At 59.3% G+C, this 13,113-nt stretch carries 10 protein-coding genes; 6 read left to right on the top strand and 4 right to left on the bottom strand.

Annotated features, from left to right (window positions below):
* The first annotated feature begins 129 nt into the window (after positions 1-129).
* The 6 genes from HNQ65_RS07005 (at position 130) to lepB (ending at position 9,023) form a co-directional block, all read left to right on the top strand.
* Complete coding sequence (locus HNQ65_RS07005) at positions 130-5,286, top strand: beta strand repeat-containing protein (RefSeq protein ID WP_184338789.1); 5,157 nt, start codon at positions 130-132, stop codon at positions 5,284-5,286.
* 49 nt (positions 5,287-5,335) lie between these two features.
* Positions 5,336-5,752, top strand: a complete 417-nt coding sequence (locus HNQ65_RS26525; RefSeq protein WP_221306068.1) for a PLP-dependent aminotransferase family protein — start codon at positions 5,336-5,338, stop codon at positions 5,750-5,752.
* Positions 5,749-6,462 (top strand): pyridoxal-dependent decarboxylase, encoded by a 714-nt coding sequence (locus tag HNQ65_RS26520; protein WP_221306067.1) that lies wholly within the window; start codon positions 5,749-5,751, stop codon positions 6,460-6,462. The genes HNQ65_RS26525 and HNQ65_RS26520 overlap by 4 nt, the downstream gene beginning before the upstream one ends.
* Before the next feature lie 15 nt (positions 6,463-6,477).
* On the top strand, positions 6,478-6,891 hold the full coding sequence (locus HNQ65_RS06995) for an ACT domain-containing protein (RefSeq protein WP_184338788.1): 414 nt from the start codon (positions 6,478-6,480) through the stop codon (positions 6,889-6,891).
* A gap of 12 nt (positions 6,892-6,903) precedes the next feature.
* Entirely contained in the window at positions 6,904-7,740 is an 837-nt protein-coding gene (locus HNQ65_RS06990) for a hypothetical protein (protein WP_184338787.1), read from the top strand.
* Between the two features lie 65 nt (positions 7,741-7,805).
* Positions 7,806-9,023 carry a signal peptidase I gene (lepB, locus tag HNQ65_RS06985; RefSeq protein WP_184338786.1) on the top strand — a complete coding sequence of 406 codons (1,218 nt, stop codon included), beginning with the start codon at positions 7,806-7,808 and terminating at the stop codon, positions 9,021-9,023.
* 85 nt (positions 9,024-9,108) lie between these two features.
* On the opposite strand, the gene accC is transcribed toward lepB, so the two are convergent.
* The 4 genes from accC to HNQ65_RS06965 form a co-directional block, all read right to left on the bottom strand.
* On the bottom strand, positions 9,109-10,464 hold the full coding sequence (gene accC, locus HNQ65_RS06980; protein ID WP_184338785.1) for an acetyl-CoA carboxylase biotin carboxylase subunit: 1,356 nt from the start codon (positions 10,462-10,464) through the stop codon (positions 9,109-9,111).
* A 107-nt stretch (positions 10,465-10,571) separates the two neighbouring features.
* A complete protein-coding gene (gene accB / locus HNQ65_RS06975; protein WP_184338784.1) occupies positions 10,572-11,147 on the bottom strand; it encodes an acetyl-CoA carboxylase biotin carboxyl carrier protein in 576 nt (191 codons plus the stop codon).
* A 106-nt stretch (positions 11,148-11,253) separates the two neighbouring features.
* The gene (gene menB / locus HNQ65_RS06970; protein WP_184338783.1) at positions 11,254-12,066 is read right to left on the bottom strand and encodes a 1,4-dihydroxy-2-naphthoyl-CoA synthase; all 813 of its coding nucleotides are present in this window, start codon (positions 12,064-12,066) and stop codon (positions 11,254-11,256) included.
* 130 nt (positions 12,067-12,196) lie between these two features.
* A complete protein-coding gene (locus HNQ65_RS06965; RefSeq protein WP_184338782.1) occupies positions 12,197-13,108 on the bottom strand; it encodes a PfkB family carbohydrate kinase in 912 nt (303 codons plus the stop codon).
* Between the last annotated feature and the right edge of the window lie 5 nt (positions 13,109-13,113).

Raw genomic sequence — 13,113 nt, 5'->3', positions numbered from 1 at the left:
GCTCGACACAAACTTAGGGGTGAGTCAATTTGAGCTTATGGTTGCCTCGTATCTTTTCTGAATCTCGGTGGTTGCATTGATCGTCTTGATGAAGGCTGAAGGGCTTTCCCCAAACTTTTTCTTGAACCCATGAGAGTGCTTTTTGTGCGGGTGGCCGCTTCGCTTATGCTGATGATGTCCGCAGTAGCGGCACCGTTGTCCGGTACCCGGTCCATTGGACCTACCGGGGACTATGCCAGCATTGGTGCGGCCGTAGCAGACATACAGGCCCAGACGCTAGGTGGGGCACTTGTTCTAGAGCTGCAAGCTGGCTACGTGAGCAATGTCGAGACTTTCCCGCTGGTTTTCACCAATCTCGGTACCTCCGCGGCCAATACGCTGACTTTACGCCCGCAAGCTGGAGCCACGGCGTTGTCCATCTCTAGCGCAGATGCCACGGCGGCCACAATAGACTTGAATGGCGCGCAGTACGTGATCATTGACGGCCGACCTGCTGGTGTGGGCGGCAACGCCGGCAGTGGCGGCGGCACGGCTTCTCAGCTCACGATTGCCAATACCAGCACCGCTGGTGTGGCGCTGCGCTTCATCAATGAGGCTGCTGGCAACACCGTCAGCTACACCACGCTGCGTGGTGTGAACACCAGCGCCACCAGCGGTACCGTCGTCTTCAGCACCACCACAGGGGCCAATGGCAATGACAACAACACTCTGGACCACTGTGACTTGTGTGATGGCGCCAGCACCCCCGCCAACGGACTCTACGCTCTCGGTTCCACAGGAACGACCGCACAAAACAACAGCAGCAACACCGTTTCCAACTGTAACATCTTCAATTTCTACGCCGCCACGGCCGTGGATGCCGCAGGCGTGCGGCTGGATGCTGGTAACACCGCGTGGACGCTCAGCGGCAGCAGTTTCTACCAGACTGCCAGCCGTGCGGCAGTGGCGGCCAATGTCCGCGCCATCTATGTCAACAGCTCTTCCGGAAGCAGCTTTGTAGTATCGGGCAACTCGATCGGCGGCAGTGCACCAAACGCAGGCGGCCCAGCCTGGACCACGACAGGAACCACAGTCGCGTATCAGTTTCAGGGTATCTGGCTGTCTGCGGGGTCCGTAGCACCGAGCAGCAGCGTGCAGGGAAATACTGTCCAGAATTTTGCATGGACGAGTAATTATCCTTCGATTTCGCATCCGGGCGTGTGGAGCGGGATTTATGTGATGGGAGGGGCGGTGAATGTTGGCACGGTGACAGGAAACAACATCGGCAGTGGCACAGGTGCGGGATCTGTGTCTGTGACAAACTCAGGGAGTGGTGGCACCGTTTTCGGCATCGCCTCCGATAGCACGGCTGCCATCAGCATCTGCAACAATGCCATTGGTGCCATCACGGTGAACAGCACAGCCACTACAGTGGGCACCTCGATCGTTGGCATCTACACTCTTCAGGGGACGCCGGCCATTCGCGGCAATATCATCGGCAGCACCAGCACATCCGGAAGTCTCAATGCCGCCACCTCTTCCACCTACGGCCAGCATATCACAGGCATTCTATGTTCTACAAATGGTGCCGTGATCGCAGACAATACGGTGGCCAATCTCAACAACAATGATATTGGATTCGGATATATCATCGGCATCAACACCTATGATGGTGCGAACACGGTCACGGGAAATGTGGTGCGCAACTTCACCACGACGAGTCAGAGTTCCAACACCACCACCCTGCAGTCGCTGTGTGGCATCCTGATCGACACCGCCACCTCTGCGCAGACAGTGTCTCAGAATGTCGTGCACTCGCTGGCTAACACCGCTTCTTCGGCACCAGTGTGCGTGACCGGGATTTACTACGACGGCAATGCGAACAGCAGCGTCATCTCGCGGAATCTGGTGCACAGCCTGGCGGTTTCTTCCAGCAGTGCATCGGCGCAGGTGAACGGGATGTCTTTCTATGATGGTGCCTTCACGGCGCAGAACAACATGGTGCGCGTCGGTCTGGACTCGAGCGGAGCTGGAACGGCGGCCGCATGCATTGTGCGAGGCATCTATGACAACGGCACGACGGCTGGCCGGAACTTTTTCCACAATTCCGTTTATGTCGGTGGTGCTCAGACCGCCGGGACAGCCAGCACCTTTGCTTTTGACGGAATAGCAGGCGTGACCAATGCCCGCAGCTATCAGAACAACATCTTTGTCAATACGCGCAGCTACAGCGGCGGTGCTGGAAGGAACTATGTCGTTCGCTACGGGGGCACGAGCGCCAGCCCGCAGGGACTCACAGCGGGAGGAAATATTTTGCAGGCTGGCAGTACGGGGGGCGTTCTCGGTCAGTTCAACGGTTCCGACGCCGTCACTCTCGCCGCCTGGCAGACCGTAACAGGGCAGGATGTCTCCAGCGCTGTGGTGGACCCGCTCTTTGTCAATGCCTCTGGCAGCGCCACCACGCTGGATCTCCACCTGCAGGCTTCCAATCCGGCCGAAAGTGGAGGCACCCCGCTCATGGATGCCCTGACCAAAGCGCCTGCGGCTGTGACGGATGACTTTGACGGACAGACGCGCAGCACGCTGACTCCTGCAGATATTGGGGCAGACGCCGGAAACTTCACTTCTTCCAGCGGCGACATCTATGCGCCCGTCATCACCGTTCCACTGCTCCTCAACGGTTCCACGGCCAATCGAGTGCTCACCAGCTGGGCCACTATCGCGGACAACAGCGGCAGTGTGGCCGGCAGTGCCGGCGCACCACGCCTTTACTTCAAAAAGAGCACAGATGCCGATGCCTTTGGCACCGCTAATGATGCCAGCGGCAACGGCTGGAAATACGTGGCCGCCACCAACACCTCCAGTCCCTACAGCTTTACCATGGACTACACGCTTCTGACAGGTGGCGGCGCTGCAGTGGGGGACTCCATCCAGTACTTCATCGTGGCGCAGGATGGTGCAAACAACCTGGGCTCCAGCCCCGCAGCAGCGGCGGCCTCGGGCAGTCCTGCTGTGACAAGTATCAGCGCCAAACCCGGCGCGGGTGTAAACAGCTTTAGTATCGTTTCGGTCATCGGCGGTACAAAGACCGTGGGCAGCGGCGGCGACTATGCCAGCCTTAGTGGCACGGGGGGACTCTTTGCCGCCATCAATACCGGTGTGCTTACAGGCAATCTTGTCATCAACATTACAAGCGATGTGGTGGAAGACGGCACCGTGTCCTTGAACTCGTGGCTTGAGGAAGGTCCAGGCGGCTACACACTCACACTCAAGCCTGACAGCGCCACCATGCGCACTATTTCAGGCAATATCAACGGCAGCCTCATCACCCTCAATGGTGCCGACCGTGTCGGCATCGACGGCAGCATCAGCGGCACCGGACGCTATCTGACTTTCCGTAACCTGAGCACAGGCACCTCGGCCTGCACCATACGTCTGGCCAACGATGCCAGCAGCAATACCGTGAGCAACTGCGTGGTAGAGGGGGCGACGAAAAGCACCACACTTGGAGTCATTGGCTTCAGCGCTGCCGCGACCAGGGGAAATAACAACAACCTCATCACGGGCTGCCAGGTGCGCGATCTGAGCACCACCAGCGGTGTGCCCAACAGGCTGATTGGAGTTGCCACCAGCAGCGTTAGCAGTTCGGGCAATACCGTCTCTAACAGCGAGCTGTTCAATTTTAACCTTCAGGGCATCCTTCTCCCGGCGAGTGGCAGCGGAAAATGGTCGATCTCAGGCAACAATATTTACGAATTGACTCCGGCTGCCTCAAGCAATGTGGGTATTTCCATTCTGGGCGGCGGCTTACACACCATCTCTGGCAACTATATTCACGACCTGCTCACCACAGGTGCGCAGAGCATTGGCATCAGTTGCACCGGCGGCGGCTCAGCGATAATCAAGGGGAACCGCATTACCGCACTCAGTCTCAACTCCGCTACGACCACGGTCTATGGCATTTTCGCCAATTCCACTACCATAGCTGCGCTGCAAATGCAGAACAATCAGATCACTCTCTATCCTTCGGCGCCGACGAGCGCGACCCTCTACGGACTTTACTTTAACGCGACCAGTCCAGGCGCTATGTCTCTTGCCATCAGCTACAACAATAGCGTCGTCATCGGAGGAGTGGAGAGCGGTACACGCAGTTCATGGGCGGCAGCATGTCTGGGGCTTTACTCAGGCATTTTTCAAAACACGCTGCTGATGAACTTCAGGTCAGGGACTGCTGGCTGCCTCACACTGATTCCCAATCTTTACACATCTCTCAATAATAACGTCTATGCCGGCACTGGGGCCACGGCGGCGAATTTTATGAGCTTCAACAACGTGCCTGTGAGCTTTGCGGCCTGGCAGTCCTCAACTAAAGATCAGAACTCTCAGGCTGGCATTGCCGGCACAGGCGGCTTTACCGCAGCCGTGTTTGCTGATGCTCCGAATGGAGACCTGCATCTCGTTTCTGGAGGCAGCTCTCTGGTCAATGCCACGGGCATTCCCATCTCTGGGTTGGCTGATGACTATGACGGCGACCGGAGAAACTCTGCCACACCCAGCATCGGCGCGGATGAATTTCCTCAGCCAGACATCATCGTCACGCAGACAACCATCCTAACCGATGGTGCGGGAGTAACTGATTTTGGCAATGTGACTCTCGGTGGCAGCAGTTCCAGAACCTTTGTCATCACCAATGCCGGCTCGGCGGATCTCACGAGCCTGGCCCTCAGCGGAGGCTCCGGAAGTTTTGCCGTAAGCGCATTGAGCGGCACAACTGTCTCCACCGGCGGCAGTGCGAATTTTAGCGTGACTTTCACCCCTGGCTCAAGTGGGACAAGCACCAGCGTCATTCACCTTAGCAGCAACGTGAGCGGATCCAGAAACCCATTTGATGTCAATTTGCAGGGGACAGGGCTGACAGCTGTCGATAGCTGGCGGCAGCAGTACTTTGGTGTCACTGGCAATGCAGGCAATGCCGCCGACGCTTTTGATTATGATCATGATGGACTGCCCAATCTGGTCGAATGGGCGTGCAACCTTAATCCGACCACGTCAAGCAAGCTGCCGGCCAATACGGTTCTCAATGGTATGAACCTCGAATTTACCTACACACGCAGCCTGAGCGCTGTCAATGCAGGAACGGTCTTTTCCGTGGAGTGGAGCGACACACTGGCCAATGACTGGCAGGGTGCCGGGGTGGGCGAGACAGTCTTATCCAATGACGGCACCGTCCAAGTTGTGAAGGCCACTCTGCCAATCGGCAGCTCAGGGCGCCGCTTTGTGCACCTGAAAGTGACGGCGCCACCTTGAGTGCGCAGGCTTGCTTTTGGCTGAAAACTGAAGGAATATTCTCTCAGCCGTGACTCCTTCCAACCTCAGTCCTGCGGACCGGCGGCGGCTCGACGAGCTATACAAGCGGCTTGGGGCGTGCAGTGCGCGAAATGTGGGGTATCCGACGAACCAGGCGTTTGATTACAGCGAACTGTTTCGGTTTCTGGAGTTCAGCATCAACAATGTGGGAGATCCATTCCACAGCACAAACTACCGGCTCAACACAATGGAGTTTGAGCGCGAGGTGCTGGCGGATTTTGCACGCTATACGCGTGCGCCAGAGGGAGAGTGGTGGGGGTATGTGACGAGCGGCGGCACGGAGGGAAACATGTACGGCCTTTATGTGGCGCGGGAGCTGTTTCCGGACGGCATCTGCTACTTCAGCGAGGATACGCACTACAGCGTGGCCAAGGTGCTGAGGCTGCAGCACACCGCAACATCATGATCAAGAGCCAGCTGGACGGTCAGATGGACTATACGGACCTGCGAGAGACGCTGCGCATCCACCGCGATGTGCCGCCCATCCTCTTCGCCAACATCGGCACCACGATGAAAGGCGCTGTGGATGATCTGGGGAAGATCCGCGCTATCCTGAAGGACCTGGCCATTCCGAATGCCTACATCCATGCGGATGCGGCGCTCAGCGGAATGATTCTGCCCTTTGTGGATGAGCCGCAGCCGTGGAATTTTGCGGACGGGGCGGACAGCATCTCCATCAGCGGGCACAAGATGCTCGGCTCTCCCGTGCCCTGCGGCGTGGTGCTGGCGCGGAAGGCGCATGTGGACCGCATTGCGCGGTCCATCGAGTACATCGGTGCGCTTGACACCACCATCGCGGGCTCGCGCAGTGCTTTCTCGCCCCTGCTGCTATGGCACCGGCTGCGCACGCTGGGGGAGGTGGGACTGCGCAGCATGGTGCAGGCCTGTCTGGGCAATGCGCTGTATGCGGTGGAGCAGCTTCGTGCACAGAGCATCGATGCCTGGTGCCACCCGAATTCTGTCACGGTGGTTTTCCCCAAGCCTCCACCGGTGATGATGGAAAAATGGATCATCGCCCCGCGCAAAAACATTGGTCATCTCATTGTGATGCCACATGTGACGCGGGCAGTGATCGACGCCTTCGTGGCCGACTTTGCCGCCGCCTTGAACACTTGAACCCGCCGCCGACTTATGAAACAGCTCACCGTTCTTGTGCCGAACGAGCATGGCATCGCCGCCAGGCTCACCGCCGCGCTGGCCGAGCGAGGCATAAACATTGAGGAAATCGATGTCGAGAGCGTGGCGGACCATGGCATTGTCGTGATGAGCGTGGACCGCTATGACGAGGCGCTGCGCGCGCTGAGCGATCATGGCTTCCGTGCCATCACCCAAGACACGCTGCTGGTGCGGCTGGAGGACCGCCCTGGCGCACTAGCCGCCGTGGCGCTACGGCTGCGGGACGCCGGGTTGGACCTGCGCTCCATGCACATCCTGCGGCGGGACGCCACCACCACCACCGCCAGCCTCGTGTGCTCGGACAATGCGCGGGCTGCCGAGGTGCTGCGGGATGTGCTGGTGGTTGAGCGGCCTGCTGAAAGGGATTAGAACTGAAACTCGATGAGCGAGCCCGCTGATGAATACGATCCCATGTGGGAGCTTCGAGTCCTTTACCACGACGTGTTGGCCTACGAAGGGAAGGATCTGTATTTTGGCCTGCTAGCGCCCTGGCTGGAAAAGAATGGAGCCGCTAGAGAGTGGCTGCTTAGCTTTGCTCAAAGGAGGGGAGAACCGATACCTCCGGCACAAGAGTGGGAGATTCATGCGCTTTATGCTGTGAATCGCGTGAACGACCTCCTGCTAGGGGGATTCCAGCCTGCCACGGTTTCAGAATGGCCGAACCTACCCATCACTCTGGACGAATATGTGGCCTTCATGACCGGGCTGGGCTTCGAAGTAGTCGATGTCACCGCCTATTCTCCGTTTTACCATGAGGTCATGGAGGTGGCCCAGAGCGATGAAGACGCAGCGCCTGTGGAGCTGGTTTCCATCGTCTGGCCGTGTCTGATGCTCGGATGCATGCTCTTCTCCCGCGCTGGAGTGAAAGTGAGGTCTGGCCGGAAGCGGCTGAGTCCCGTGTTGGCCGGCTCCTCAACACTTTACTGGGCGTTCTGCCGTCGCTACCGTCCGTGCGAAGATCTGTCTCACGGGTGGGGCAGCAATTCCCAATGGCGGACCGAGTTCCGCCGTGATTACCGGTTTGGCTCTCAGATGTACCTTAATGTGGACAGAGCATGGGATGTGTCGCTGGGGGACAAACCAGGGTATTCCCCAAGCGGGCTTAGCCTGGAGGAGCGCACGGAACTGGTGATCCACCGCTGCTTTGTCACCCGGTCAGCATCGAATGAGGACCCGTTTCCATATGTGCTTTCATTAAACCTGACTGAACGAGAGTGATGAAGAAGGTGCACTCCGGCACTTGAGCATTGCGCGCCACCCCCTAGTATCTGGCCCGGCCTCCCATGTTTTTCCTGACCCCCCGTTATCTCAAGCACGCCAAGCTCCTGCACAAAGGGGTGACGCGCTTCATCAACTATAAGCGCGACGTGCTGCCGCCGGCCAAGCTGGACGAGATCTGCGCACTGCGCACCCGGCTGGAGGACGCCATGCGCGCCCGCGACAAAGCGCAGATCGCGGCGCTGAATGACGAGATCAATAAAACTTGCGAAAAGGCCCTGCCGCACGAGGAGCATTCGGACATCGGTGAAAACGTGGAGGTCTTCTTCGTGGCCATCGTCATCGCGCTGGGCATTCGCAGCTACGTGGCGCAGCCTTTCAAGATCCCGACGGGCTCCATGCAGCCCACACTTTACGGCCTGGTGGCCAACCATACGGAGAAAGACGTGACACCCAACCCGATTGCCCAGGTGAAGGACTGGGTGGCGGGGCGCAGCTACTATAATGTGGTGGCCAAGCGCTCCGGCTGGCTGAGAAGGGACGAACCCCTCACGGAGCACAGCTTTCTGGGCTTTTTCACCCACTGCCGTCTGCACTTTGAAGATGGTGGCACGCAGTGGATCTGGGCGCCCATGCGCCAGTTGGCCACAGACCCGGATGGCTTCAATCTCGGCCTACGCACCTACCTGAACCTGCCCATGAGCGAGGCGGGGGAGAAGATCACCCCGGATGCGCGTGTGGAGCTTCAGATCACCAAATCAGGCGGCACCTTCATCACCGAGGGCCAGCTGCTGGCCCGTGGTACTCTGGACACCGGAGACCACGTGTTGGTGAACAAGTTTGCCTACAACTTTCGCAGCCCCAAGCGCGGGGAGGTTTTTGTGTTCACCACCAAGAACATCCGCAGCGCCTACATGAACATCCCGCCAGAGCAGGGCTCGCAGCACTACATCAAGCGTCTCGTGGGCGTGCCTGGAGACAAACTGGAAGTGAAGTCGCCGGTGCTGTGGATCAATGGCAAGCCCGCCGAGGAATTTGGCATGAAGCGAGTGGGTGGCATGCAGGGCGACTACAAGGGCTACGGGAACTTTGGCTACCTCTCCAGCGGCAGCACGCGCGAGCTGGCCAACCGTGAAGACAAGCGCGAATACTGGGCTATGGGGGACAACAGCTACAACAGCTCCGACAGCCGCTATTGGGGCGCCGTTCCCGAGCGTAACCTCGTAGGCCCCGGTCTGTTCTGCTACTTCCCACTGGGGCGGAACTGGGGGATAATCTGGTAGTAGGGCATAAAAATAGCGGCTTGGAAGCCAAGCCGCTATTGATTGAGAGGAATTAGGGAGCAGGAGAGGGCTACTTGCTCTACGCTCACATGTTTTCCTGGCGCAGGAAGTTTTCCACCCAGGTGATGTCGTACTGTCCGTTCTGGAAGTCCGAGGTGGTCATGATCTTGCTCTGCAGTGGGATGGTGGTCTTGATGCCTTCGATGGTGAACTCCCCGAGGGCGCGGCGCATGCGGCGGATGGCGATGTCGCGGGTGGCGCCGGTGACAATGAGCTTGGCGATCATCGAATCATAATATGGCGGCACGGAGTAGCCGGAGTACACGTGGGTGTCCACGCGGACGCCACGGCCACCGGAGGTGTACCAGAGATTGATCTTGCCGGGGCTGGGGGCGAAGTTGCGGGCCGGGTCTTCGGCATTGATGCGGCACTCGATGGCGTGGCCACGGGGCTGGGCGTCCAGCACGTGCTCGCTCAGCGGCAGGCCGGCAGCGATGCGGATCTGCTCCTTGATCAGGTCGCAGCCATAGACCTCTTCGGTGATAGGATGCTCCACCTGAATACGGGTGTTCATCTCCATGAAGTAGAAGTTCTCGCACTTGTTATCGACGAGGAACTCGATGGTGCCGCAGTTCTCATAGCCGATCTCCTTGCAGAGCTTGACGGTGGCCTCGCCCATGCGCTTGCGCAGCTTGGCGGAGATCTTGGGGGAGGGGCACTCCTCGATGATCTTCTGGTTGCGGCGCTGCATGGAGCAGTCGCGCTCGCCGAGGTGGACCACATTGCCGTGGGAGTCTGCCACCACCTGGAATTCGATATGGTGGGGCTTTTCCACCAGCTTTTCCATGTACATGGAGCCATCTCCAAAGCACTTCATGGCCTCAAGGGAGGCGGCCTGGAAGCTGGAGCGCAGGGTGGCCTCGTTCAGAACGGGGCGCATGCCACGGCCGCCGCCACCGGCGCTGGCCTTGATCATGACCGGGTAGCCGATCTTGCGTGCCCATTCGAGGGCTTCTTCTTCCGTGTGGATGATGCCGTCGGAGCCAGGGGTGATGGGCATGCCCGCCTTGAGGGCGGTCTCACGGGCCACGTTTTTGTCCCCCATCATGCTGATGACGCGGGCGGACGGGCCGATGAACTTGATTTTGCACTGGGCGCAGATCTCGGCGAACTCGGCCTTCTCAGAGAGGAAGCCGTAGCCGGGGTGGATGGCGTCCACATTGGCAATCTCCGCCGCACTGATGATGCGGCTCATCTTCAGGTAGCTCTCGGTGCTGGGGCCTGGGCCGATGCAGATAGCTTCATCGGCGAGGTGAACGTGCATCGAATCGACATCGGCTTCGGAGTAAACGGCGACGGTTTTGACGTCGAGTTCTTTGCAGGCACGAATGACGCGGAGAGCGATTTCACCACGGTTGGCAACGAGGACTTTTTTGAACATGAGAGCGCTAGAGAGGTAGTGGAGGTCTGGCTTGCCCGGCCGCTGTCACGCGCCGGGCCCGGGAGTGCCAGGGCATCAGGAGATCAGTTGCAGAGGAGGGCGGTGGATCAGGCTTTCAACTCAAAGAGGGGCTGGCCGTACTGGACGGGCTTGCCGTCTTCCACCAGCACGCGGGCGATGGTGCCGCGCACGCCTTCGGGCTTGATCTCGTTCATCACCTTCATGGCCTCGATGATGCAGACCGTGGTGTTTTCATCCACATGGTCGCCCACATTGGCGAAGGCTTTCTCTCCGGGGGCGGAACTGCGATAGAAAGTACCCACCATGGGGGAATTGATGGTCGGACCCACAGCCTCAGGGGCAGAGGATGCGGCAGGGGCAGGAGCGGCAGCGGCGGGGGCTGCAGCTGCTGCCGCGGGGGCAGGGGCGTGAGCTACAGGGGCGGCGGCGTAGGTTACCGGAGCACCGGAGGAGGCAGGGAGGCTCTTGAGGAGCTCTTTCACGGCTTCCAGGTCGGAACCACGGCGAAGCTCGAGCTTGGCTCCATTGCGCTCACTGTAGAAATAGGAAACATCGTTCCCCGCCATCAGCTGGACGATCTCACGTATGTGGCTGAGATCGTTCGAGGAGGACGATGCGGAAGGGGCGGGGGCGGCAGGTTTGGATTTGGTGCGTTTGGCCATGTCGGGGAGAGTGTGTCAACGAACGGGTTCCGATCATACAAACTCAGCCGGAGGTGGCAACCATAAAGGCATCCTTGACTTTTAAGTTCGGATTTATCCGAGCCTTTCAAGGAACACGCGGAAATTTGGAAAAATCGGGCTTCCGTTTCTCCACATAGGCGTTTTTGCCCTCCTTGGCCTCTTCGCTCATGTAATAGAGGAGGGTGGCGTTTCCGGCTAGGTCTAGCAGGCCCATCTGGCCGTCGCAGTCGGCATTCAGGGCGGCCTTGAGGCAGCGCAGGGCCAGCGGGGAGTGCTGGAGCATCTCGCGGCACCATTTCAGGGTTTCCTCCTCCAGCTGCTCCAGGGGCACGACGGTGTTCACCAGGCCCATTTCCAGAGCTTGTTTCGCATCATACTGACGGCAGAGGTACCAGATCTCGCGGGCTTTTTTCTGTCCCACGATGCGGGCCAGGTAGCTGGAGCCCAGGCCGCCGTCAAAGCTGCCCACCTTTGGCCCGGTCTGGCCAAAGCGGGCGTTTTCGGCGGCGATGGTCAGATCGCACACCACATGGAGCACGTGGCCGCCGCCGATGGCGTAGCCTGCCACCATGGCCACAACGGGCTTGGGGATGGTGCGAATCTTCCGCTGCACATCGAGGATGTTCAGGCGGGGCACGCCGTCATCGCCGATGTAGCCAGCGTCTCCACGCACCTTTTGGTCGCCACCGGAGCAGAAGGCCAGGGGGCCTTCGCCGCAGAGGATGATCACTCCCACATCCCTGTCCTCATGCACGATGTCAAAGGCCTCCAGCATCTCCTTCACCGTCAGCGGGCGGAAGGCATTGCGCACCTTGGGCCGGTTGATGGTGATTTTGGCGATACCGTCGCTGGTTTTTTCCAGCTTGATGTCCTTGAAGGTCTTGATGGAGGTCCACATGGGAGGTTTGCAGTTGTTGGCGGTGGTTGGCAATGGATTGCAGTTGTTGGCCGAACCTCCGGAGAGGGCTGTTTGCAGCAGTTTGGAAACAATCGCAAACCACTGCAAATAATGGCAAACAACCGCAAAATCAGAACGCAGTGAAGGAGCGCAGCTCGGAGATACGCGCGGCGATGTCCTTGAGAGTCACCGTTTGCAGCTTGTGGGTGCTGAAGGCTTCGCAGGTGTAGCTGGCGGTCACGCTGCCGTGGACGACGGCCGTTTTGAGGTCTTCAAAGGTGGGCTTGGTCTTGCCATTGGCAGCCAGCCAGCCGGAGAGGCCGCCGAGGAAGGAGTCACCAGCGCCGGTCGGGTCAAACACGCTGTGCAGCGGGTAGGCGGAGCAGGCGAAAAATTCCTCCGGCTTTTCACCAAAGAGGAAGCTGCCGTGCTCACCACGCTTGACGATGACGAAGCGGGGGCCCTTGGCCTGCAGCTTGCGCCCGGCTTCCACGAGGTTGGTGGTGCCGGCAAATTCCTTGGCTTCGCCGTCATTGATGACGAGGAGGTCGATGCGCTTGAGCACGTCGTGCAGGCGCTCGTTGGCGATGTTGATCCACAGGTCCATGGTGTCGGCGGTGACAAAGTCGGCCTGGATCTGATCCAGCATCTGCATCTGATTGTCGGGGCTCATGTTGGCGGCCACGGCCACCTTGGCGGCTTTGGCGGCGTCGGGGAGCTTGGGCTGCCACTGCTCCAGCACATTGATGCCCACCTTGTGGGTGGTGCGGTTGTTCATATCCTCATGGTACTCGCCGGTCCAGGTGAAGGACTCGCCCTCGCTGCGCTCCAGACCGTCCAGCGTGATGCCACGGGAGGCCAGCATGTCGAGGTGGGGCTTGGGGAAATCATGGCCGATGACGCCCACGAGGTGGATGGGCTGGCAGAAGATGCTGGCGGCCAGGGCGGCATAGCTGGCGGAACCTCCGAGCAGGTTCTCCTGGGCATCCTGCGGGGTTTTGACATTGTCGAGGGCGACGGTTCCTGCGATGACGACTGACATGAGCG

The organism is Prosthecobacter vanneervenii, assembly GCF_014203095.1.
GTDB lineage: Bacteria > Verrucomicrobiota > Verrucomicrobiia > Verrucomicrobiales > Verrucomicrobiaceae > Prosthecobacter > Prosthecobacter vanneervenii.
The sequence above is the reverse complement of the archived record's forward strand: the minus strand, read 5'-3'. Positions and strand labels throughout refer to the sequence as shown.

Excerpts from the sequence above, each read along its gene's own strand:
- accB (WP_184338784.1), bottom strand. The coding sequence starts at position 11,147 with ATGGCCAAACGCACCAAATCCAAACCTGCCGCCCCCGCCCCTTCCGCA.
- lepB (WP_184338786.1), top strand. The coding sequence starts at position 7,806 with ATGTTTTTCCTGACCCCCCGTTATCTCAAGCACGCCAAGCTCCTGCAC.
- HNQ65_RS06965 (WP_184338782.1), bottom strand. The coding sequence starts at position 13,108 with ATGTCAGTCGTCATCGCAGGAACCGTCGCCCTCGACAATGTCAAAACC.
- accC (WP_184338785.1), bottom strand. The coding sequence starts at position 10,464 with ATGTTCAAAAAAGTCCTCGTTGCCAACCGTGGTGAAATCGCTCTCCGC.
- HNQ65_RS06990 (WP_184338787.1), top strand. The coding sequence starts at position 6,904 with ATGAGCGAGCCCGCTGATGAATACGATCCCATGTGGGAGCTTCGAGTC.
- HNQ65_RS26520 (WP_221306067.1), top strand. The coding sequence starts at position 5,749 with ATGATCAAGAGCCAGCTGGACGGTCAGATGGACTATACGGACCTGCGA.
- HNQ65_RS07005 (WP_184338789.1), top strand. The coding sequence starts at position 130 with ATGAGAGTGCTTTTTGTGCGGGTGGCCGCTTCGCTTATGCTGATGATG.
- HNQ65_RS06995 (WP_184338788.1), top strand. The coding sequence starts at position 6,478 with ATGAAACAGCTCACCGTTCTTGTGCCGAACGAGCATGGCATCGCCGCC.
- menB (WP_184338783.1), bottom strand. The coding sequence starts at position 12,066 with ATGTGGACCTCCATCAAGACCTTCAAGGACATCAAGCTGGAAAAAACC.